The organism is Mucilaginibacter phenanthrenivorans, assembly GCF_024721155.1.
Lineage (GTDB): Bacteria > Bacteroidota > Bacteroidia > Sphingobacteriales > Sphingobacteriaceae > Mucilaginibacter > Mucilaginibacter phenanthrenivorans.
The window spans coordinates 400036-423852 of sequence record NZ_JAHVAP010000002.1 but is presented as its reverse complement, the minus strand read 5'-3'; the positions used below and the strand labels follow the sequence as shown (position 1 = coordinate 423852).

The window sequence follows — 23817 nt, the reverse complement described above, 5'->3', positions numbered from 1 at the left end:
GAACATACATATCAATGCTTTTGTATTGGTTGAAAATGGCCCGGTAGCACCGAATGATTTATCGATCTTAAACCAACCTCTATAGAGGATGTAAAAAAAATAACAGTACAGTTGCTTAATACTCATTTTAACGTTTTCCGATTTTGTTAGTCTTGTTACCAACAAATCTGTAGTTTTTATACCATAGAATAGCCGGACAGTTTGGCATTAAGTTGCTTGCACAAAGATAACTCATCTGGCCGGATACAACTCCAACATGGGCGAAATCACTTTTTTATTTTAAAACAAGCAGCACAGCTTATCAGTTTCTTAATAAAAGAACGTCAATGAAAAACACAGCAGCCCCACTTCCGCAACAACAAACAGGGCGGGAAACCAATTTTACTCACAGCGAAACGTTTGATGATTTAAAAACTGCGCATACAGCTTTTAAAGAGTCGGCTGAAAGATTGTTGACGGTGAATAACTGGCATGAATATACCGGGACAGGATCGGCAAAGTTTACGCTGTGCAATAACCTGGGCGACGAACTTTTCGGCTTTGCTGCTGAAGGCTTTTATATAAGCATTGACCTGCCTGGCCCCGGGCCGGATGCAGGCGGAGGTCTGGAATGGGTGATGATAGAAAAGATAGAAACCGACGGTGATGCAGAAACCGCAGAAGAATATATAACAATGACCGCAAGACCCGTTCCTGATCCAAAAAAAGCGAACCCGGAAATCGCGCATTTTTATACCGATGCCTCTACGAATACCTTTGTTATCAGGCGCGACGGGCGGACGCTTAGCGTAGGCGCATACGGGCGAAACGAAGTCCCGAACAATCAAGATGTGGACCTGCACGACAAGATCAGGAATACCGCGATTGGTCTGATGGCGCGCGTTGGGTTATCCGGCGTGCAATGGCAGCGGCTTGTAGATGGATTAATAACTTATAAAGCTAAATAACATGGGCAAACAACACGACACCTTTCCAAACGAACAACCGGAAATGCCGGTACCGGAAAAAACGCCGGAAATTAATAAACCTGCCGACCCTCGTGAACCGGAAATACCAAACGAGGATCCGCAGGTAGTGCCGGATGAGTTTCCGCCGGAAGATAATCCACCTGAAGAATCACCGGCAAATCCGGGGATTTAATTCCATGTTGCAGGAGAGACAACTCCAAACAACACGAAAAAATTATTCAGATTGCCGTAAAATCTGATTAATTTGTAAAATGGAAAATTACAGCATCGTCTTATTTATCCTCGCCGTGATGATTGGCCTGTCTGCTGTGGCCGACAAGGTGAAGCTCCCCTACCCGGTGCTGATGACCGTTGCCGGCATTGGCGTTGGCTTTATCCCCGGCATCCCCGATATTACCCTGAACCCGGATATTGTTTTCCTGATATTTTTGCCACCGCTGTTGTACGACGCTGCCTTTAATATCTCGTACCGAACATTTAAAACCAATATCAATACCATTGGTACACTGGCCATTTCGCTGGTATTTGCAACAGCGTCAGGCATTGCGGTTTTTGCCCATTATGTAATCCCTGGCATGAGCTGGCCTTTGTCGTTTGTGCTGGGCGCCATCCTTTCGGCTACCGATGCCGTGGCGGCTATGAGCATTACCAAAGGGCTCGGCCTTTCACACAGCACCAATACCATATTGGAGGGTGAAAGCCTGGTGAACGATGCCTCGGCGCTGGTGGCTTACCGCTTTGCCGTTGCGGCAGTAACGGGCGCTGCCTTTGTGTGGTGGCGTGCCGGGCTGCAATTTGCCATCCTGATGGCGGGCGGCTTGCTCGTTGGCTTTGTGCTGGGCCAAATCCTGAGCTTTATCCTGGTGCGGATAAAGCAAAACAACCTAGTTATTATAAGCTTTATGCTGCTGATGCCATTTGTGACTTACCTGGTTGCCGAGGACCTCCATGTATCGGGCGTTATTGCTGTAGTGATCCTTGGGTTGATGATAGCCCGGTTTAAAAATAAGGATGTACCCGAGCAGTTAAAAAAACAATCGCGCGCTATCTGGGATATTATTATTTTCCTGTTGAACGGGTTGATCTTTATCCTGATAGGCCTGCAATTGCCATACGTTTTAAAAAGCATCAATAGCAGCGATGTGCTGCCTTTTATCGGCTATGCCTTTGTTATCACAGTAATAGCGCTCGTCATCCGCATGGCGCGGGTGTTTGCGCAGCGTACCAACCTGCAAAAAGCCTTTAAAAAAGGTAAGCATAAAATAACGGAAGATGCACTGCTTGATTTAAAAAGCAGCCTGGTGATCGGCTGGTCGGGGATGCGGGGTATTGTGTCGCTGGCTATTGCCATTGGTTTACCGGTAACGCTGGCCGACGGCAGTGCCTTCCCGCAGCGAAACACCATTATATTTATCTCGGTGGTAGTGGTATTGTTTACGCTGATTGGCCAGGGGCTCACCCTGCCGTGGATAGTGAGGCGGTTTAAAACGGATTGAGGGAAAGGATACCGATATAAATATTGGGGCGTTTCCCGCTGATAGAAGCGGGGCCGCGCTATACACTCATACTACACGGGCGTTAGCCGCAGGCCGGTAAACGTTTCTATCGCTAACGCATCATTTTGGTAACCATAAACTTTTCTTTTTTGCGCCCCATAGCATTTTTCAACATAGCATGTTGACTACCTAAACGCGGGCTACAAGGCAAGAGCCTTACGGCAGCGAAAAACGCTTGCGATTTCTATGATGCGCCAGGTTGGAAGCCTTGCATAATTTATCGAGAATGTATATCGATACCTTGCTGCACTCTTATTGGAGTTAAAAAGTTATGCTCAAAAGTTGTTACCAAAGAATCAACTCCCTTTGCGTTTTTTATATATCCTCCGATGTTATTAGTCTTATCATACGCCCCAGTTAACTCTATAATTATTTTAGATGGCGCGATGTTTGCGTCTTTTTTAAATTGTAGTGAATATTCAATATTTCGAGTTTCAGCAATTAACATAATATTCAATCTTATTAAATAACCATTCTCAGGATTTCCCACAGTATCGACAATTTTAAAGACAACATCCCGGTTGTTTTGGGCATATTTTTCAAAAGCAGAGATTAATTCATTTTTCTTACCCCAGTATTCATATTTTTTTACTGACGGATATTCATAGCTTACCCCAGTAACGAAATATATACATGCAAAAACAACTGCTAATAATATTAAACTAAAGGCAATCAGAAATATTTTTTTCATTTTAATTAATTTAAATGGTTATCTAGGGCGCAAATCTTTTTCTGATGCAAGTGCACCACTCCTTGCGCGTGAGTATCCAGGGCCAGCCCTTAGAGGTGGATTACTCCTGACCATTACAAAATGCTCATGGTTTGTACCCGCCAACCAATGTCCAAAATGCTTATGATTTACCTTACATCCGGATCAGCTAAATATCAAAATAAAATATTGCATTGCGTGTTATTTGGCAAGCGCAATTTTCGTTCATTTTGGGTCCGTAAAACATAGCATGTTGGCTACCTAAACGCGGTGTCACGAGTATACCTTTGCGCTTTGGCCGGCGCTGCGTGCTCGCAAGGGAGGGGATCGGATTTTTTTCCATTTACCGGTAAGCGCGTTAACCCCCTGTTTTTATAAGTATTTGATTAACAATAATTTAATCATTTAAAATTGAAATTATGTTAACCCTGTTAACCCCCGTTAGCTGGTGGGGGGGGTATACGCCTTTACGCTTTTGGCCGCCATTGCACCTCGCGCCAGGCTAAGACAGGCACGGAAGTTGCTGAGGCTGTATTGTTCCTGCCCTCCGATGACTCATCACATATGACCGGGGAACGACCCTGTTGATGATGGGTTGGCGCAGATTGATGACTATTTTCCATCCGCTTAAAGACCCTATTCGTCTATACATATCCCCTATTCACCGATACAATATTGACAGCGCAGAAATATTTAGCAGTTTTGGCCTTTCATCCGGGGATAAGGAATTGGAGAGTGACTTCCCCCGGTTTGTTCTGTTTCATGTTTGGGAGCGCCTGCTTGTCTGCAGGCGCTTATTTAAGTCCCTTTTCGTTATTGCAATTTAGAATACCTCGCAAAAACCTTGCATCGTATTACCCGTTATTTATATCTTTAGCCACATACTTAACAGGTGATTCATCACCTGCCTTTATATGGAAGCCAGGGAAATTTTAAAACAACACATCGCCAAAACAGCTTCACTAACCGATGAGCAGTTTGACTACGTATTTTCTCACTTTAAATCCCAATCCTACAAAAAGGGTCAATCGATCATAACAGCAGGCGATTCGGTGAACTGTGAGTATTTTGTGCTGTCTGGCTGCTTAAAAAGCTTTTTTATTAATGACGATCTGAAGATGTTTATTCTTCAATTCGCCATGCCGACGTGGTGGGCGTCTGATTTCAATGCACTTTATAGCAACACCAAAGCAACTATTAATGTGGATTGCATAACAGACACCGACGTACTATGCCTTTCAAATGCCGACCGCGAAAAACTCTGCAGCGAGATCCACCAGGTGGAGCATTTTTTTCGCTGGCGCACCAACAAGGGTTATGTGGCCGCTCAAAAAAGATTGTTGTCCTTTATGAACAACGATGCTAAACACCGGTACGAAGAACTGTTAAAACTTTATCCTCAACTTTATAATATAGTCCCTAAAAACCTCATTGCTGCTTATTTGGGGGTATCAAGAGAAACACTTAGCCGCCTTTAACGCACTTGAAAAGTGATGTACATCACATAAAAACAGCCTCCCCATATAAGTGACGTAGGTCACACAGCCTGCCGGGTTTTCCTCCTTTCCTTTGTATTGTAATTTAAAACACAAAGAAAAATGGAAACTCAAAAATTTAAAATCGTAAGTGCTCAAAGCAATATCGAATGGACTGGCCGCAAAGTAACCGGCGCACACAATGGCACCATCGCCATAAAAGAAGGCAGCTTAACATTAACCAACGGAAAGCTTACCGGCGGAAAGTTTATTATCGACACAACTTCTATCAAAATCCTTGATGTAACAGATCCTGCCACCAATGCACAGTTTGCAGGCCACCTGGCATCAGATGATTTTTTCTCTATCGAAAAATATCCTGAAGCAGTCCTTGAAATTACTGCAGTAGTAGATAACCACATTGAAGGCAACCTTGCTATTAAAGGGATCACCCATCCTGTTGGCTTTGATGCAGCCATCAACACAAATAATGACACATTAACCGCAACCGGCAAATTAGTGATCGATCGCACCAACTACAACATGAAGTTTCGCTCGGGTAATTTCTTTAAGGATTTAGGCGACACGCTGATCTATAATGATTTTGATTTGAATGTAAGTATCACCGCCAAAGCCGTAACTGAACCAGCTTTAGCTTAATAACCACAGCCATGCCATACGTAAAAATTGAAGTAACACGTGAAGGTGTTACCAGGGAACAAAAGCAAGCCCTGATTAAAGGGGTGACCGACCTGATGAGTGACGTATTAAACAAAGACCCTCAATTAACCTTCGTAGTGATCCAGGAATATGGCCTGGACGACTGGGGCCATGCCGGAGAACAGGTATCTGTGCTGAGAGAAAGAGGTATAACCGCTGAAAGAAAATAAAACCATGAAAAAACAAACCATAATAGTTACCGGCGCCTCATCTGGCATCGGCAAGGAAGTAGCCCGCCACTTCTTAGCAAACGGCGATAATGTAGTAATCAATTCGTTCACAGCGGACAAACTGGAACAGGTTTACCAGGAATTGGGCGCAGGAGAAAACCTGGCCATGGTGGCTGGTGATGTGAGCGATAAAAGAACCGGTGAGAGGCTTGTAGCAACAGCGGTTGAAAAATTTGGTTCCGCAGACGTACTGGTGAACAATGCCGGAATCTTTGAAACCAAACCTTTCCTCGAAGTGGATGAAGCATACCTCGACCGTTTTCTGAATACAAACCTGAAGGGCACCTACTTCACCACCCAGGCTGTTATTCCCCAAATGCAGAAGCAACGTGATGGCGTAGTGATCAATATCGGCACACCATTGGTAAACCACGCCCTTGCAGGAGTGCCCATCACTGCGCAAATGTCGTCGAAAGGGGCAATCCAGGCGCTTACCATACAGCTTGCAGCCGAGTTTGGAAAGGATAATATCCGGGTGAATACCATTGGGCCCGGCACCATCCGCACCCCAATGCACGGTGATAATGCCGATCAAACCGCGGGCTTGCACCTGCTGAACCGCGTTGGCGAAGTAGAAGACATTGCAGAAATGGTTTATTCTGTAGCAAAGAGTAACTTTATTACCGGCGCAATCATCAACGTTGACGGAGGCATAGGCGCCGGGCACAATTTGGGTTAACGTGAAAACGCTCTTATTAACTGCTTTTCTGTCCTGCATTTTGCCGGCATCAAAAGCACAAAACATTACTAAAATGAACACGCAGCAAACAGATTCAGTAGCCATTTCACAAGCGTTGGAAGACTACTACTTTAAGGGAATTTACGAGGGTGATGTAAATGTATTGGGTAAGATCTTCAACGCCGGAACTTTGCTGTTCGGTGATGTAAAGGGTCAGCCTTATGTCAAAACGCTCGATCAATACCTCGACGGGGTAGCTCATCGCCAAAGCCCGAAGGATTCCGGTAAACCATTTAAGGGAGAAATCCTTTCTATTAACGTGGTTAATTCTATCGGTGTAGCCGAAGTCAAGGTAAAAATGTACGAGTTTAATTACCATGAGTTTCTGTCGTTTCATAAAATTGATGGTAAGTGGCTCATTGTAAACAAAATGATCAGCGACGTTAGCGAATAAACTTAAAAGCCATGTGGTACAACACAAAAGCAACAGAAATGCTGGGGATCCAATACCCCATTATGCAGGGCCCATTCGGCGGCAACCTCTCATCGGTTGAGCTGGTGGCAACGGTATCAAACGCCGGCGGCCTGGGTGGTTACGGGGCTTATACATTAAGTCCGGAGGAAATTATTGCCGTTGACAAGCAGATTAAAGCTGCTACGAATAAGCCCTACAATATCAACCTGTGGGTTTCAGATACCGATGCAGAAAACGGCACGGTAACCGATGAGCAATATGAACAAGCCAAACAATTGTTCAAGCCCTATTTTGATGAAGCTGGGATTCCCCTGCCTGCAAAGCCAGCGCCGTTTAAGCCAAGGTTTGAAAACCAGGTTGAGGTGATACTGGACATTCGCCCGAAGGTGTTCAGCTTTATGTTTGGGGTACCGTCTGCCGAAATGCTGGAGCAATGTCGCAGGCTGGGCATCAAAACTGTTGGCGCCGCTACCACGTTGGACGAAGCTATTTTTTTAGAAAATGCAGGCGTTGATATGATCATTGCTTCCGGCTTTGAAGCCGGTGGCCATCGCCCATCGTTTCTTGCATCTGCAGAATCGTCAACCACCGGTACTTTTGTGTTATTGCAACTGATCAGGGAAAAGGTAAAAACGCCGGTGATCGCAGCCGGCGGAATTGCCAACGGCAAGGGCGTTGCAGCTGCGTTGGCACTCGGTGCCAGTGCCGCTCAAATTGGCACCGCATTCCTGGCTACCGATGAGTCAAATGCTTTACCTATCCACAGGCAAATGTTATTTTCCGATGCGGCAAAATACACTACCCTTTCAAGGGCCTTTACAGGCAGGTTTGGACGCGGAATTACGAGCAGGGTTGCCCGGGAAATGCTGGGGAAGGAAAAACAATTCCTGCCGTTCCCTTTACAAACAACGTTTATGTCGCCATTGAGGAAAGCCGCTTTGGAACAAGAGAAGTGGGATATGATCCTATTTTGGGGAGGGCAGATTGCACCCATCCTTAAGCACACCAAAGCCAAACAGCTGATGCAATCGTTAATTGAAGAAACCACAGCTTATTTCGACAATTTAAAAGCTTAAAGCTGAGAAAAACAAAGTGAATGCAAACTACAACGGCTTCATGTGCCCGAAAATAGCCCGGACAACGCGGCCCGTATGTATAAATCTTAAAAAAAAAATGAAAAGCTCAAAAGTGTGGTATATTACCGGGGCCTCCCAGGGATTAGGATTCACCCTTGTTAAAAAGCTGCTGGATAGCGGTTACCGCGTTGCAGCAACTTCGCGTAATGCCAGCACCTTACAGCATGCAGTAGGTTTGATAGATAAAACCAGATTTCTTCCGCTGGCAGTCGATCTTAACAACCCCGACTGTGTTGATGAATCTGTTCAGCAAACACTTGAAGCATTCGGGCAGATAGATGTGGTGGTGAACAATGCAGGTTACGGCATGGCCGGAACTATTGAGGAAATTCCCGAACAGGATATTAAAAACATCTTTAATGTAAACGTGCTCGCTGCTATTGATGTAACAAAGAGTATACTGCCTGTTATGCGTAAACAAAGATCAGGGTATATCATTAATATTGGTTCGGTCGCTGGTTTTGCGGGCGCGCCGGGTTGGTCGGTTTACTCGGCTACAAAAGCCGCCATTGCTGCATTTTCAGAAGTTCTGGCACTCGATGTAAAAGAGTTTGGGATTAATGTAACTGTGGTTGAACCATCAGGATTCCGGACCGGATTCCTCACCAAGGATTCACTGGCTTATATTGATAGCAAAATAGAAGGTTACAATGCTGTTAAAAGTACACAGGAGCGCTACCTTGCTGCCAATGGCAAACAGCCCGGCGATCCCGATAAGGCGGCCGAAATCATTATCGCCCTGGCAGAAAATCCCGAGCCGCCCTTGCACATGCTTTTAGGTGCGGACGCGGTTAACAGGGCATCACAAAAGATTGTTGAATTATCAGCAGAACTGGATAAATGGAAGTCGATCTCTATCGGAGCCGATTTTAAGGACTGAATTAACAGGGAAAATCGTTAAAAAGATTTTGCCCTGTTTGTTTGATCTATTTCTTCTTAAACAGCTCCAGCTTGTAACTAAAAATTGCCGGTTTTGCATATACCAAGTAGGGTTCCAGCGGCCTTGGCCCGCAGCCGTTTGAACCAACACCAAGCGTTTTATTGCTGATGCATAAAACAGTCCCTGTACTCTTTGGCAGATCGATCTTGTACTCTACTGGCTCCATCTCCTCATCACTGTACGGAAGTGCGGAAACCTGCATTAAGGCGGTATCCTGTTTAACGCTTATTCCTAAACCTTTTGATGAAGTTACGCTTGCCCAGCGCACATCCTCATGGTTGCCGCATTCCATCGGTTTTTCATAAGGGGTTAGCTGCTGACTAACGCTGCTGAAATAATGCCCGACATCAAAACCCTTTTTCCGGTCGGCATAATTTTCCATTGGGCCGCGGCCCAGGTAATCAAACTGATCAAGATCTTTATTTAAGAACATCCTCACGCCCAACCGTGCCAGTATTAGGGTTGGATCGCTAAAGCTTACCTTATTTTCAGCATTGATAACACCGTTACCGCTGATGGTATAAACCACATCGTGATGAACTGTGAAGTTACGCTTGCCGGTCCCGGTTAAACTTACTTTAACTTCAACTACCCCGGCGGATACTTGGTTGCTTTTCACATCGTTAACTACCCATTTAATGTTTCTTAAACCATTTTCCTCCCATCCGCGGTACGCCCACATATCGTCTATCCGGTGCGGTGCACGCCACAAGTGCAGCATCGGGCCGCCGTTATCCTTCAACACATTTTCACCATCCTTTTCTATTTTAGAGAATGTGCCTTTTGCCTTATTAAACTCAAGGCTAAAATCGGTTCCCTTTATGGTGATGTTGTCTTTCGAATCAGTCAAAGTAAGATCCCCGCCATTGCCTTTATCTTCAACCGCAGGAACAGACAACGGCAGTTCAATTTGCTGCGCGGCAATTTCAAATCCTTTTGGGGCCCACACCTGGTCATTCGCCAGATCAAACGAAACCCTTAAAAAATATTCTGCTCCTGGTTTTGGTTTGACGTTGTAAGGAATCTTTATGTCCTTTTCTGCACCAGGCTCAATCAGCCCTACATTTAAATTGCCAGAAGATATGATGGTTCCATTCTCACTTAAATCCCATTTGGCTGTAAAACCATTAAGGTTGATGAACTGGTACCTATTTTTAATGGAGAATGTTTTGCTTTTAAAATCTTTGACTTTTATGCTGATCCATTGGTAAGCGTGTTTTAATTCCGGGTAATGCGGCTTCAATGATCTATCTGAAAACACAACCCCTTTGTGGATAAAATACTGATCGTTAGGATATTCGCCGAAACCGCCGCCATAGGCTGTGATATGATGGTTTGGGTCGCGATCGTTATAGATCCCCTGGTCCTGCCATTCCCAAATAGCACCGCCCAGTAATGTCGGATACTTATCAAACAGGTCGTTGTAAAGATCCACCGAACCCATTGAGTTGAACATCGCATGCGCGTATTCGCATAAATAGAATGGCTTGGTCAAGCTATCGGGTTGGGCGTATTTTTCCACATCAGCCACCCCGGTGTACATATCGCTTTCTATATCTGCGGGATTATCCCTACCTACGCCGAAGCCCTGGTAATGGGTTGGCCGGGTATTATCAATCCCTTTAATAACCTTTAAAATAGCCTTGAAGTTTGAACCACCGCTACCACACTCGTTACCCAGCGACCAGATAATAACCGCTGGATGGTTCTTAAAATTCTCCACATTAGCTACGTTCCTGGCAATAAGCGCGGCCTTGATCCTTGGGTCCTCATTAAATTCATCCCATGAGCCATGGCTTTCCAAATTAGCTTCAGCAACCAGGTAGATGCCATACTCGTCGCACAACTCATACCAGCGCGGGTCGTCCGAATAATGACAGGTACGCACGTGGTTGCAGTTTGCCTGTTTGATCAGGACAATGTCCCTGATCATTTGCGCCTCGGTAATGGCATGTCCATCATCAGGCCAGTTTTCGTGGCGGTTTACGCCTTTCAGTTTTATCGGAACACCATTTACAGTAAAGATCCGCCCCTTGATCTCAATCTGCCTGAAACCAGTTCGTGACGATAAGGTTTCCAGTTTACCGCTGCTATCGTTAATGGTAAGTACTGTTGTATAAAGCTTTGGTGTTTCCGCTGTCCATTTTTCCGGGTTGTTTACATTGAAGCTCACATCCAGGGTAACTTCCTCACCGGGTTTTAATGCCGGAATTTCCTTTTTTACTACAGCACCAGGCACAGGTGCGTTGCCGTTAAACAAGGTTACTTCCAGGTCATGGGCTTTTACCTCGGTGGTGCTATAGTTTTTCACTTTGGCAGCAACGCTTAACTGTGCGTTACGAAATTGCTGGTCAAATGTTGTTTTTATAAAATAATCCCTGATGTGTTCCTGCGGTGCGCTCCATAAGGTAACATTCCTAAAAATGCCGCTTAAGCGGAACATATCCTGATCCTCCAGGTAGCTGCCGGTGGTAAAGCGGTAAACTTCGGCAGCTATCATATTGCTGCCCGGTTTTACATAGTTAGTAATATCAAATTCGGCAGCGTTGCGGCTGTTAACGCTGTAGCCAACCTTTTTACCATTTACCCAAAGAAAAAAGCCTGCATCTACCCCATCAAACGTTACAAAAATGCGACGACCGTTCCAGTCAGCTGGTACTTCAAAATTTCTGCGGTAGCTGCCTACCGGGTTTCGTTCCTGGTACGCGGTATATTTTACCGATGGCGTACTCATCACCCTTGGAAAATCCTTTTTAAAGATGTAGGTATAGTTGCTGTAATACGGCGTGCCATAACCCTCAACCTGCCAGTTAGATGGCACCTTGATATCTCTCCAGCCCGAAACATCATAATCGGTTTTATAAAAATTAACCGGGCGCTTTTGCGGCCAGTCGACCCAATTAAACTTCCATGATCCATTTAAGCTGCGGCTAAAGGAGGATACATGGCGATTAGCGGCCAGCGCTTCCTTTAACGATGCGTACGGCATCAACGTGGCATGATCCGGTTCCTTATTGATGCCGGTACACTCCGGGTCCTCTATTTCCTTCGGAACAAATGCCGTATCAGATTTTGAAAACAAGTGAATTTCTGATTGTTGCCCCAAACTTATTTTACAGCAACCAACCGCGAGCAATAAAACAATGGCAATTTTCTTCTTAAAAAGACTTTTGATCATAAAAACTAAACTATCAATTATTTATTTGGTAACAACTTCAATCCCGGCGCCATTCTTAAACAGGTCATGTTGTACAAAATAGCCCTTCATTACTTTACCATTAACTTTTATGGCGGTTAAATTACGACCAATTCCAGGCTTTTTGATGTCCAGGATTTTGCCGGTGCTGGTCTTCCATTTTACTTCATCAAATAAAGGCACAGTAACCAGGTAATGAGGATCGGTAGCCGAAAATGGGTACAAACCTAACGAACTGAAAACGTACCAGGCCGACATTTCGCCGGCATCGTCCATACCGCTAAGTTCAAGGCCCTCATCGCCTATCCCGTATAAATTATTTAAAATGTAGTCGATGATCTTTTGTGATTTTTCGGGCTTATCTACAAAATAATAAGCGAATGGAGCTTCGTGATCGGGTTGGTTGCCCTGGCAGTACTGGCCCACCATGGTTTCAACATTCCTTGCAATGTAATTGGGGTTCCATGGCACGGTGAACAATGAATCAAGTTTTGCCTCGAATTTTTTCTTACCGCCATACAACGCAACTAAGCCCGGCATGTCGTGCGGGGCAAAAAACGAAACCTGCCAGGCATTCGCCTCCCTGTACATGTACTCATAGTAAGGGTATTGCGGGTTGAAATTCTTCACCCAATCTCCATCCTCCAGCCTGCCGCGCATAAACCTGGTAGACGGGTCAAAAACATTTTTATAGTTTTTTGACCGTGCCATCAGGATCCGGTAGTTGGCCGTATCGCCTAATTTTTTTGCAAGCTGCGCAACTGAATAATCGTCATAAGCATATTCCAACGTCTTTGACACCCCGGCCTTTCCCTTTGTTTCTACAACCGGGTTTGCAACATCAGGATCCGAGATATATCCCTTTTTAATATATTCCGCGATAAAGGGCCGGGTGCCTCCCTCTATATTGGCATTTCTTAATAGTAATTTATAAGTTCCCTTTACATCAAAATCGTCGATACCTCTCAAGTAAGCGCCGGTGATGGATGATGCCGCGTGATCGCCATGAAAGAACGTTGGTATAAACCCGGTTTTATCACCCTTATCCTTTAGTGATTTAATTACGTTCAGCGTAACCTTTGGCGAAATGAGTTCTAAAAGCACATCCTTATTGCGATAAGTATCCCACAGCGAGGGTTCGGTATAATAATCAAACCCTGTTTTAACTACATTCTTTTTAACATCGGTAAACTCGCCGTTCACGTCGCTGCGCAGGGCTGGCCACAGGAACGAGCGGTAAAGGCAGGAGTAAAACATTTGCTTTTGTTTTGGGGTGCCTCCTTTTATTTGAATTGTTGAAAGCAGGTTTTCCCAATCCTGGTTGGCCTCCTTGCGTACCACATCAAAGGTTTTATTACCGATCTCTTTTTCCAAATTTTCCTTCGCATTGGCCACGCTTACAAACGACAACCCGATTTTAAGCTCAACCGGCCCCGTGCCGCCGTCGGCTAAATGAATGATGGCAAAACCGGCAGATTTACCTTCGTCATTTTTTTCCAGCTTATCGATATTGGTGTTCAGGCTGGCATAAAAATAAATGTTCTCCCCGCTTTGAAAACCTTGCACGGCATTATTACCTGCTTGCTCAATATTCCAGGTTGATACCCTGCTATTGGCTTTTGCCAGGTCGAATAAGATCTGCCTGCCGGTATTGTTCTTATATTCATATTTGTGGTATCCGCACCTTAAGGTTGATGTCAGGCTCACATTTACGTTATAATCATCAAGGTATACCTCGTAAAAACCGGGTGATGAGCTTTCCCTTTTATGCGAAAAGCGCGATCCAAACTTGCTACCGGGGTTTGATAGCGGCAGGATCGGAATATTACACAAATTCCAGTGCCCCTTGTTGGTGTGGGCAAATCCGTAAATAACCGTATCCTCGTATTGATATCCCGCACCTGATCCAAAAGCTGTTATCGGGCTTAGCTGCACCATTGCATTTGGCAACGAGCTGCCCGGGAACACCAGCCCCGCCCATGAACGCCAGCCCTTTGGCAACTGGTAGCCAAGCACATTGGGATCGTTTAGCGGCGCGGTGCCAATAAAGGTGTTTACATACTTTGTGTAGTTACCGGTTTGCTGTGCCCTGCCTGTATGGGAACTTAGCAAACTGATCAATAATAAACTTGCAGGTAGAATTAGCTTTTTCATGGTTTGGTAGAATTGGTGCAGCTGTATAGCGAACATTAGGGAAGCCCGTAAACAGCGTTTGCAAGATATAAAAAGTTCTGAAGGCAAGCCTTTTGAACTGATATTATTTTCGTTACACAAAGGATAAAGCAGTTTGATATGCTATCGTTTTATAAGCGGGTATCAATTTGTCCGCCCCGCCGACATCCCTGGCGGTAACGATCCAGGCTGTCTTCTGCCCCTTAGGAAAAACAACGTCATTTTTTCTTTTTAGTCAATCTTGGATAAATACCAAACATATTGAAAGAATGTCCCGTATTAGTACGATATCCAAAAAAGTCATCCGGTTGTTCAGCTTGTGCGGATGTTAATTTCTTATGCCACAATCTAAGTTCGCTGCTCCCAGCTATCCGATAATAAAAAAACTAAATAACCTGTGGTTCAGACTAACCGGGAGCCCGTCGGTTTTCTCTTTGGAAAGCAGGATCTTCCACTCGATTAGTATCGGCTTGATTATCCTTGGTGTTGTTTATGTCCCCTATAATTTTTTTGCTGGCCTGTATGTTGCCTCTTTATCAAGTTTTGTCATTGCTTCTTTTTTTTCTTACCAGTTTTATAATTCCCGCTTTCATGGTAAACCACACAGTAATGTATTGTTTGCTTTAACGGGTATCCTTATTTTTTCCGTCAACTATTTTGCCAATTCAGGCATTAATGGCTCTACCGACTTAATATGGCCGGCTTACCTGTTGCTGGTATTTGCCATTTCGCCCTACCGGCAACATATGCTGTGGTTAATCGTCTATATTTTATGCTTCTTAATTCTTCATATCCTGGAGTATTATCATCCCTTTTGGGTAAAACATCCTTTTGATGCCGGAAGGGGGCAGTTTATCGACAGGGTTACGGCATTCCCTATCCCGGTGATTGCAGTTTATATTATTGTCAAGTTCATCAGGAAAAGTTATGATAAAGAAAGAATTGCTACAGAAGAAAAGGCTTTGGCTATTGAAGTGCGGAACGAACAGATTTTGTTGCAAAAAAATCAGCTGGAACAAAGCGATGCCGAAAAGAACAAGTTAATGTCCATTATATCGCATGACCTGCGGGCCCCCCTTATTCATATCCAAAACTACCTCGAATTACTGAATGAAAATGAACTGGATAGTCAGCTACGCCCGGTATTGGAGAAAGATTTACTTATGGCTACGAATAATACCATGGAAATGTTATCCAATCTGCTGCATTGGTCGAGGTCTCAGATGGAAGGGCCAACCGTTAATTTATTAACAATAAACCTGCTTTCGGCCATAAAAAGCACATTGGATATGGGAAAGATGCAGGCTGCAAAAAAAGACATTTCCTTAAACTATAACATTGAACCCCAAATAGCGGTAGTTGCCGATATCGATATGCTGCAATTGGTGATACGAAACCTGGTCAGTAATGCCATTAAATTTACTCCAAATGGCGGCATCATCAATATCAATGCGCTAGAGATTCAGCATGAATGTAAAATAACCGTTAGTGATAACGGAAAGGGCATTGACCAGTGTAAACAGGATAAGATTTTTTCCATTAACACCGAACCAGCCTTTGGCACCAACAACGAGAAAGGCGTTGGTTTAGGTTTGCTTTTATGTAAAGAATTTATTGAACGGCAAGGTGGCAGGATAGGATTTGAAAGCATTTTCGGACAAGGTTCCAGCTTTTATATTTTCCTACCATCGTTTCCATCGCATAAGGATTAATATACAATTTGTAGCTGATATTGAAATGCACCCAGGAGTTTGGGGTTCCGCTGCGATCCCTTCCGCGACTACGAACTATTTTTTCTCCAAATCTGCTAAAGATTTTTTTGAATCATCATTTTTAGGATTTAACAATACCGATCTTTTATACATGATAATTGCGGCTTCCTTTCTTCCCGACTTAGCCAATATTTCTCCATAGCTGTTAAACAAATTATCGCTGTTGGGAAATACATATACCGCTGCACGAAAGGTTTGCAACGCCAGGTCGGTCTTTTGGTTGTTAAAGAATTCATAGCCGAGATCATTCATTTCATTTTGGGTCAGGCTATAGTTTGTGGTATCGGGGGCCATCGCTATTAGCCTGGCAAACGCCGCGTCTTCGCCTTCACTGATCAGCGACCGGGCATAGTGCGCAGCCGCCTGCTGTTTTGCTTTTTTAACGGCCGCAGTTCTGCCGTTAACAATATATAATGCACCAAAAATATTATCCATTGCCGAAGGACTCTCCTTGTTATCCAGCCAAATCAACAGCTGGTGTCTGGTGAGGTTTTGGATGATGTTAGCCCGGCAGCCAGGCTTCCCGCCACTTTCCCATACGATCTTTCCAAAAGTGCTGTCCACGTCAATGCGGTTGCCGAATCCCCAGTAAAAATCACCGATCACGCCGATTTCGGATTCTACACCATTTAAGGTAAATTTTTTTCCATTATTCCGGGTCGAAGGGATAAAAAGCAAACCAAGCGTTTTTTGCTTTAATAAACGCTCATTATTTAGCGACTCATTAAAATTCATAAGGTCCGATGTTGAGGCATAGATATTTCCATCACCTTCTGATGGCCAGGTTTTGTAATGCACCTTGTAATCATTTATTGCAAACGAATCCACCCGGGCAGGACTCATGGAAGATATAAAAGGCCAGGCATAGTTAAAGGCTACGTTTGGATGGGTATAAGGGTTCGTACCTGATGTTTGTTGAAAAGTACTTTTCATGCCCGCGGGTATAAAAATCTTTTTTGAAAGATAATCTGCATACTTTTCGCCGCTCACTTTTTCCACCAAAAGCGCCAGTAAACTGTAATTCGTGTTGGAATAATCCCAGCCCTCTCCGGGTTTAAAACCCAAAGGCAGCTTTTGCGATCTGAGCGCAGGGATGATATCATTCAAAGTAAAAATGGTGTCTTTGTTTAATTTCCAAAGCGGCACGAATACATCGCCCACATCAGGAATTCCTGATGTATTGGAAAGTAATTGTTTGATGGTGACATCCGGATAAGGAAAGTCCGGGAAATATTTAATGAACTTTTCGGTAAGATCTAACTTTTTTCGTTCGTACAATTGAAGAACGGCAATAGACGTAAATAATTTGGATACCGAAGCAATCTGGAATAGCGTATTGGCTGTGTTTGGAATTTTATGTTGAGCATCAGCATAGCCGAAAGATTTTTGATAAAGAACCTTTCCGTTTTCAGCCACCAGTACACTTCCGCTGATCTCGCCATTCCGGTTGATCATGGAAAAGAAATTGTCCAGCGCCTTTTCACGCTCCTGGGCAAGGGAAAACTGCGCCAGGCAGCAAATAAGGAACGATAGTAATAAAGCAGAGATTTGAATTTTATTCATTTTAAAGGTCAATTAAAAATATCATCAGACAGGTTCATATTCGCCGTGGCAGAAGTAACCTTATAAGTGATCGTGGCGCCACCTTTCATGTCCTGCTGGGTAAAAGGTATTTTCACGCCGGCGCCAACAGCGCGGTAGTCGCTGAAAGCCATATGGGTAACATCGGGTCTATCCACGTATTGCAGTACCTTAAGGCCGGTTTTCTGATCGTAAAAGCATTTCACCTTAATGCTGTCTGGCTGGCTTACTGTGACCATATAGGCCAGGGCGCCGTCAACAATGTGGTACCGGTCATCTAGCTGCATCGTATAACCGGCCTGGTTGAAATCCAGTTCAGGGAAAAGTTTAAAACGTGCTTTTCCTGCTGCATTTTCCTTCATCCCGGTTATGCGTTGCGTTTTGCCCTGTTGTACCACCGTAATGGTATCTCCGTTTACCGCAAGATGCAAGGTCTCGGTGTTGGACTTTGGTATCGAGACCACCTGCAGGAATTTGTCGCGCATTTTATATCGGTTCACTTTTGTGAATACTGTGCCTTGCACGGTATCAGCCAGATTCACCGTAAGGTCTTTGATCGCTTTAACCTTGTCTTCACCGCCGATGGCATCGAAATAGGATTTGATTACCGTTGCCGCTGTCACATTTTTATTCATCGCGAAGCCGCTTAAAGAATTATTATCCGGGTTCAAATCCGGCAAAGCATGGTCAGGATCAATCATGGCATAAACGAGTTTAGAAGTCGAGTTACACTTAAAGGTCCATGTGCCGCCGCGCTGCCAGATCTCGGCGGGGAGTTTTAGGCGGGACACTTTACCGCTCTCTTCCTTTACTTCAATAGTCACCGGCAACGCCATTTCTTCGTTGTTCATAATGGTGATCAGCGCGCCTTTTAAGGCGTCATTATCTACATAATCGATGGCTTTAACTGCCTGGTCCAGTTTCCAGGTAGTGAAGAACCATTCGTGCCAAAACCAACTCAGATCTTCGCCGGCGGCGTTATCCATTGAATGGAAAAAGTCCCAGGGTGTTGGATGTTTGAACGCCCAGCGCTTGATATAGGTGCGGAACGCATAATCAAAACGTTTTTCGCCCAGGATCTGCCCGCGCAATATGGTTAAACCCAGCGCCGGCTTTGCGTAAGCGGCATCACCAAGGTAATCGGGCTGAATAACGTCCGGCGTATTCATGATAGCATCGGCTTCGTTGGCGAACACGCGCTGTGCCCCTTTCTGTTCGTCGGTCGGCTCCCAATACTCGCCTTTGTTGAATACTTTGGTATCCACCTTATTGATAAAGGTATTAAAGCCCTCATCCATCCAGGCGTATTTGCGTTCGTTGGAGCCGACAATCATCGGGAACCAGTTATGGCCGAATTCGTGGTTGGTGACGTCCCATAACTCACCGTCCTTGTTATCAGAGCTGCAGAACACAATACCCGGGTATTCCATACCACCAACGGTACCCGCCACATTCGTGGCAATAGGATAAGTATATTCAAACCACTCATTTGAATACAGCTCGATTGCGTTTTTCACATACTCGGTGGAGCGACTCCAGGCGTGCTGCCCTTTAGCCTCAACCGGATAAACGGATTGCGCCAGTGCTTTTTTACCGCCCTGCAGGTTAATGCGGGCCGCGTCCCATATAAAGGCTTTTGAAGCCGCCCACGATAGATCGCGAGCGTTTTTACAGTAGAAGTGCCAGGTAAGGCTGGTTTTTGCCGGGTAGAAATTTTTATTGGTTAAGTCGGCCGAGTCTTTTATCATTACGGTTTTGTCACTGTTACGTGCTGCCGCCAGACGCCCGAGAACAACAGGCGAATAAACTTGGGCCGGGTTGAGCAATTCGCCGGAGCCCACTACAACCATATTGGCCGGCGCGGTAATGGTATAGTCGAAATTGCCATATTCCAGGTAAAACTCCGATGCGCCAAGATAAGGGATGGTATTCCAGCCGCTTACATCGTCATAAACTTCCATGCGTGGGTACCACTGAGCAATTTCGTATATCCAGCCATTTTTATACAACTTTCGGCCCATGCGGTCGGTGCCTTTTTCCGGGACCTTAAACGCGTACTCAATTTTGATCTGCAACTTGCTTCCACCGTTATGCAGGGTATCTTTCAGCCTGATCTGCATGCGCGTATCAGTAACCAGGTAGTCGGCAACCGCGCTTTTACCATTGCGGATGATATAGACCGATTTTATTTCATCGCCGGCCGTGAAGCTCTTGGTGTTAAAACGTCCGGCATCGACAGGGCTGGTCGCTTCACCACGGGAATCTTCGCGATAGATATTCTGGTCAAGCTGCAGCCATAGAAAATCCAGGCCATCGGGACTGTTATTGGTATAAGTGATAAGCGTAGTGCCGCTAACGATATGGGTAGCAGTATCAAGCCTTACATTTAGTTTATAATCAGCCCGGTTTTGCCAGTATTTGGGGCCTGGTGCGCCATTTCCACCGCGCAAAAGCGTACCGTCTGAAGGGTAAAACATTGCAGGGAACGTCTGGTGCTGATCGTACTTTGGGGCAGTATTTTGCGCAAATACAACGGACACAAAAAGGCATGCCGAGAAGCTCAGCGTGAGTTTTAGCAAGGTCATAGTTTTGTTTAGTTTAATTTACCCTTGAAGACACCGGTCGTTATATCGCCGGTTTGGGAATGATCCGTATTTTTTGCCGCGTTATATTTATGGGCAACGAGTAAATCCCACTTGTGTGTGTCGAACTGGTAATACCATATCCAATCGTCATGTCCATGTGGCTGGTCATTTACATACTTAGCGCGGTATTTTTGATAAACCAAATCAGGCTGTTTTTTATAGTTCACCACAAACTCATCCGTGCCGATCTTGAATGAGAGGCCGGTCGGACTGGCGATAATGCCGTCGTTCACCATGTCACTGATGATGTTCTTTACCCGGTCCGAATCTGTTTTTGCGACCGCACCGGCTTTATAGTTATTTCCCGCCGGTTTGTATTTATCGTTGTCGAACCGGTAATGCCAAATACGGTCGCCGTCTGGTTGAGCTCCAACATATTTAGCCTTATATTTTTGGTAGATATTTTCAGGCTGTTTTTTATAATTCACCACAAATTCATTCTTCCCGATCTTGAATGAGAGGCCGTTGGGACTGGTGATAATGCCATCGTTTATCATTTCGCTGATGATGCTCCTTGTTTTTTCGGCATCACTTTTAAAGTTAGCCTGTGTAGTTTTGGAAGCAGCCGTTACCTGGTTGTTCAACTTAACACCGCTGGTAAAGGCGGCAGTAAATATTCCCGTTGCAATCAGGCAAGCCGCAAGCAGGGATTTCTCTTTGCTGCTCAGCGCCAGGTTTTTGTTCGAAATAATGCGGGCCACCCGGTTTTTCAACCCACCATTGCTACCTTTTAAAGCCATTGCATATGCCGGCGATGGCTGCTTATATTCCTCACATGCTACCAGGGCTTTCAGATAATTGACCTTACCGCTGCGGGCCAATACCATATCGTCGCAGCAGTTTTCACGCTCGGCTTTGATGAGTGCCGACAGCCAAAGCACAGCAGGATTAAAAAAGAATACGATCTCAATCAAGTTTTGCAACAAATTTACAAGGTAGTCAGCACGCCGGATATGCGCCAGCTCATGCAACAGGATAGCTTCTGCTTCTTCAACGGATAATGAAGTAAACATACTAATGGGGATCAAGATCAAAGGCTTCAGGTAGCCGGTAACAACGGGGGTTTTAATCCTGCCTGACTCAATAATGCCAACCCTTCGTTTTATATCCATTTGGACACAAAGCTGCTGTACACGCTCTTCCCAATAACTGCCTATGCTGAATGTATCTTTATGGCGCAGGTAATAAACATCGCGCAGGCCGGTCAGCAACTGCACGCAGCGCGCGCACACGATTAAAAGCCATATCCATACGATGGTTGACGCATACCTGTTCAAATAAGAGCCGATCGTTTCTGAGATAAAAGAGGGTACCACCGCCGGATGCATTATTCTTTCGGACGGGACGGGCTTGGGATTAACTATAACCTGATCTGATGATACCGGCATACGCGCCCCTATCCTGTTAAACTCGAAGATAAACGTGCCAGCCACCAATACAGTAAACAATACCATTACCACCACTAATAAATTGTAGCGCCTGGCAGGCGATGATTTGCGCGTAAAGGTCATGATAAGTGCGGTAACCAGCGAAAGCAAGGCTCCCTGCCATAAAGAATGAACCAGTGTACGGCTAAAGGCAGTTACCAGGTGATCGGAAAAAAGGTTGGCGATGGCGTGGTACATAGTGTATGTTTTTTATTTTTCTTCCAGTTTTTTAATCATATCTTTTATGTCCTGCAGCTCCTGCAGGGATGTATCCTCATTGCCCAGCAGCTGCAATACCAGTTTACTGGCCGAACCTTTATAGGTTGAGTTTACAAATTTCTTCAGCAGTTGCCCCTTGATCGCTTGCTCTTCGACCGCTGCGCTGTAGATATGTTTCATTGGCCTGTCGTCACGACTGAGCATACCCTTATCAGCTAATAGCTGCATCTGCTTTAAGGTAGTGGTATAGTTCACCTCCCTTTGTTTAAGCAATTCGCTATTAACCTCGCGAACGGTTAATGGGCCGTTATCCCATAATACCTGCAGTATTTCAAGTTCCGATTTGGTAGGTTCCCCCGGTATATATTGATCTTTTAAATTCATAACTACACAAAGGTAAGATTAAAATCGTACGATACAAATTTTAGGTAATATTTTTTTCGTACCTATTGTTTACAACGATTATGGAGGCCGGCAAATCCCTGGTTATTGTTTTCAAATAGTTAATTTGGATATGATCTACCGCATCTTAAATTTCTAGAATACAGCAAATTGCGATAATGAAAAACGAGATAATCAATTTCGAACCGTTTCATTGAAGAATTGATTAAGACAGACGATTTTTCAAAAACTCTTAGAATCCAGGAGCAAATCTAAGTTACCAACTACGTCCGCAATAAAATCAAAGGTTGTGTTTAAAACAGTTTCTAAGTTCTTGCGTAAGTGGCCAACGTTGGTTAATTCCACCTATTTCTTATCTTATTTTTAAAGTTTATATTTTCAAATAAGTAGTTTGAATTCCGCAATGTGCCACTCATAGCTGTTAATAACAACTATAAGTAGCAGAAATACAACCATAAGTATTTGTATCTTTTTGATTCTGAAAGTGCACCCGGATACCTTTGCAGTATCGAAAAAATAAATAAAAATAAAAAGATAGCAATATGTTAAATATCAAAATGATCGGTAATAGAATCGCCGAAGCACGAAAGAAAAAAAATATTTCTCAAACACAACTTGCCGGGTTTCTATTTATCAGCCCGCAGGCGGTTGGAAAATGGGAACGGGGAGAATCAAGTCCTGACATCATTACCTTTAACCGGCTTTCGGAAATCCTGGATGTAGACCTGAACTATTTTTCAGAAAACTTCCAATCCTCGGACGATGAATCGGCCTCTAAAATGCCCATTAACAGTACAAGCGACATGGAGCAAACCACGCAAGAAGCTGCTAACCTCTCGGGCGCCGGGGAGCGCCAGGTGCAGATAAACCTCACTGCGGTCAATCTGCAAGGGAGCGACTTCGCAGGCGTTATTTTACACAAAGGAAAATTCAAAGCGAGCCCCTTATCCGGGGCCAACTTTGCCGGCGCCGACTTGACTAGCAGCACGTTTGAGGCCAGCGATGCGCGTAAAGTCAATTTTGATGGCGCAAATGTGACAGACTGCACCTTTTCCATCTCTGACCTCGCCGATGCAAGCTTCAGCAAATCCGTTCTTGTACGTACTAACTTCAACAAGTCGTCACTGGTTGGAACGAAATTTACAGATGTAGAACTCACCGATGTGAAGTTAACAATGATAGACCTTAGAAAAACGATCTTTGAGAACTGCATCTTTAATGGCGTGGATTTCAAATATTCCGACCTGCGGGGAATGCGTTTTGACGGGCATATCTTCATTGGTGTCCAGTTTGACAAGTCTGCACTGAACGACGTTTCATTTACTGGAGCAACACTCAGGAACGTGTCATTCCGTCTGCCTTTTTCCGTGACAAACAAATCTTACCGCGCCTTTAAAACCGTCTGTTTTGACGGAGCCATGATGGATAAGTTGACTTATGCCGGGCTTAAAGGCCTATGGATTGTTGATTTGTCAAAGGTTACGGTTATTTGAATTTAAGGGGAAATATGCAAAC

At 44.6% G+C, this 23817-nt stretch carries 19 protein-coding genes; 12 read left to right on the top strand and 7 right to left on the bottom strand.

Features of this window, described 5'->3' with window-relative positions; translation table 11 throughout:
- Nucleotides 1-326: 326 nt before the first annotated feature.
- From KXD93_RS06385 to KXD93_RS06375, 3 genes are all read left to right on the top strand, one after another.
- Nucleotides 327-947: a hypothetical protein gene (locus KXD93_RS06385; protein WP_258136096.1), complete on the top strand. Its 621-nt coding sequence runs from the start codon at nucleotides 327-329 to the stop codon at nucleotides 945-947.
- A gap of 1 nt (nucleotide 948) precedes the next feature.
- Nucleotides 949-1140 carry a hypothetical protein gene (locus KXD93_RS06380; RefSeq protein ID WP_258136095.1) on the top strand — a complete coding sequence of 64 codons (192 nt, stop codon included), beginning with the start codon at nucleotides 949-951 and terminating at the stop codon, nucleotides 1138-1140.
- A 79-nt stretch (nucleotides 1141-1219) separates the two neighbouring features.
- Nucleotides 1220-2464 carry a Na+/H+ antiporter gene (locus KXD93_RS06375; protein WP_258136094.1) on the top strand — a complete coding sequence of 415 codons (1245 nt, stop codon included), beginning with the start codon at nucleotides 1220-1222 and terminating at the stop codon, nucleotides 2462-2464.
- A 277-nt stretch (nucleotides 2465-2741) separates the two neighbouring features.
- On the opposite strand, the gene KXD93_RS06370 is transcribed toward KXD93_RS06375, so the two are convergent.
- The gene (locus tag KXD93_RS06370) at nucleotides 2742-3215 is read right to left on the bottom strand and encodes a hypothetical protein (RefSeq protein WP_258136093.1); all 474 of its coding nucleotides are present in this window, start codon (nucleotides 3213-3215) and stop codon (nucleotides 2742-2744) included.
- 932 nt (nucleotides 3216-4147) lie between these two features.
- On the opposite strand from KXD93_RS06370, the gene KXD93_RS06365 reads away from it, so the two are divergent.
- The 7 genes from KXD93_RS06365 to KXD93_RS06335 all read left to right on the top strand — a co-directional run bounded on the left by KXD93_RS06365 (nucleotide 4148) and on the right by KXD93_RS06335 (nucleotide 8828).
- On the top strand, nucleotides 4148-4711 hold the full coding sequence (locus KXD93_RS06365) for a Crp/Fnr family transcriptional regulator (RefSeq protein WP_258136092.1): 564 nt from the start codon (nucleotides 4148-4150) through the stop codon (nucleotides 4709-4711).
- Between the two features lie 120 nt (nucleotides 4712-4831).
- Nucleotides 4832-5368, top strand: coding sequence for a YceI family protein (locus KXD93_RS06360; RefSeq protein ID WP_258136091.1), 537 nt, complete (start codon nucleotides 4832-4834; stop codon nucleotides 5366-5368).
- A gap of 11 nt (nucleotides 5369-5379) precedes the next feature.
- Nucleotides 5380-5598 carry a tautomerase family protein gene (locus KXD93_RS06355; protein ID WP_258136090.1) on the top strand — a complete coding sequence of 73 codons (219 nt, stop codon included), beginning with the start codon at nucleotides 5380-5382 and terminating at the stop codon, nucleotides 5596-5598.
- Nucleotides 5599-5602: 4 nt separating this feature from the next.
- Nucleotides 5603-6337, top strand: a complete 735-nt coding sequence (locus KXD93_RS06350; RefSeq protein ID WP_258136089.1) for an SDR family NAD(P)-dependent oxidoreductase — start codon at nucleotides 5603-5605, stop codon at nucleotides 6335-6337.
- A 73-nt stretch (nucleotides 6338-6410) separates the two neighbouring features.
- Nucleotides 6411-6791: a nuclear transport factor 2 family protein gene (locus KXD93_RS06345; protein WP_258136088.1), complete on the top strand. Its 381-nt coding sequence runs from the start codon at nucleotides 6411-6413 to the stop codon at nucleotides 6789-6791.
- Between the two features lie 11 nt (nucleotides 6792-6802).
- Nucleotides 6803-7888 (top strand): NAD(P)H-dependent flavin oxidoreductase, encoded by a 1086-nt coding sequence (locus KXD93_RS06340; RefSeq protein WP_308726281.1) that lies wholly within the window; start codon nucleotides 6803-6805, stop codon nucleotides 7886-7888.
- A 97-nt stretch (nucleotides 7889-7985) separates the two neighbouring features.
- Nucleotides 7986-8828, top strand: a complete 843-nt coding sequence (locus tag KXD93_RS06335; protein ID WP_258136087.1) for an SDR family NAD(P)-dependent oxidoreductase — start codon at nucleotides 7986-7988, stop codon at nucleotides 8826-8828.
- Between the two features lie 46 nt (nucleotides 8829-8874).
- Here the strand turns inward: KXD93_RS06335 and KXD93_RS06330 are convergent, their stop codons facing one another.
- Together KXD93_RS06330 and KXD93_RS06325 are read right to left on the bottom strand one after the other, a co-directional pair.
- On the bottom strand, nucleotides 8875-12066 hold the full coding sequence (locus KXD93_RS06330) for a glycoside hydrolase family 2 TIM barrel-domain containing protein (protein WP_258136086.1): 3192 nt from the start codon (nucleotides 12064-12066) through the stop codon (nucleotides 8875-8877).
- Between the two features lie 21 nt (nucleotides 12067-12087).
- On the bottom strand, nucleotides 12088-14238 hold the full coding sequence (locus tag KXD93_RS06325; protein ID WP_258136085.1) for a GH92 family glycosyl hydrolase: 2151 nt from the start codon (nucleotides 14236-14238) through the stop codon (nucleotides 12088-12090).
- Nucleotides 14239-14594: 356 nt separating this feature from the next.
- On the opposite strand from KXD93_RS06325, the gene KXD93_RS06320 reads away from it, so the two are divergent.
- Complete coding sequence (locus KXD93_RS06320) at nucleotides 14595-15968, top strand: sensor histidine kinase (RefSeq protein ID WP_258136084.1); 1374 nt, start codon at nucleotides 14595-14597, stop codon at nucleotides 15966-15968.
- A 75-nt stretch (nucleotides 15969-16043) separates the two neighbouring features.
- Here the strand turns inward: KXD93_RS06320 and KXD93_RS06315 are convergent, their stop codons facing one another.
- Genes KXD93_RS06315 through KXD93_RS06300 form a run of 4 tightly spaced genes read right to left on the bottom strand, consistent with a single transcriptional unit; the run spans nucleotide 16044 to nucleotide 22284 of the window.
- Nucleotides 16044-17591 (bottom strand): serine hydrolase, encoded by a 1548-nt coding sequence (locus KXD93_RS06315; protein WP_258136083.1) that lies wholly within the window; start codon nucleotides 17589-17591, stop codon nucleotides 16044-16046.
- An 8-nt stretch (nucleotides 17592-17599) separates the two neighbouring features.
- Nucleotides 17600-20194 carry a M1 family metallopeptidase gene (locus KXD93_RS06310; RefSeq protein WP_258136082.1) on the bottom strand — a complete coding sequence of 865 codons (2595 nt, stop codon included), beginning with the start codon at nucleotides 20192-20194 and terminating at the stop codon, nucleotides 17600-17602.
- A gap of 8 nt (nucleotides 20195-20202) precedes the next feature.
- Entirely contained in the window at nucleotides 20203-21879 is a 1677-nt protein-coding gene (locus tag KXD93_RS06305; protein WP_258136081.1) for a M56 family metallopeptidase, read from the bottom strand.
- Nucleotides 21880-21891: 12 nt separating this feature from the next.
- Nucleotides 21892-22284: a BlaI/MecI/CopY family transcriptional regulator gene (locus tag KXD93_RS06300; RefSeq protein WP_258136080.1), complete on the bottom strand. Its 393-nt coding sequence runs from the start codon at nucleotides 22282-22284 to the stop codon at nucleotides 21892-21894.
- Between the two features lie 560 nt (nucleotides 22285-22844).
- On the opposite strand from KXD93_RS06300, the gene KXD93_RS06295 reads away from it, so the two are divergent.
- The gene (locus KXD93_RS06295) at nucleotides 22845-23795 is read left to right on the top strand and encodes a pentapeptide repeat-containing protein (RefSeq protein WP_258136078.1); all 951 of its coding nucleotides are present in this window, start codon (nucleotides 22845-22847) and stop codon (nucleotides 23793-23795) included.
- Nucleotides 23796-23817 lie beyond the last annotated feature (22 nt).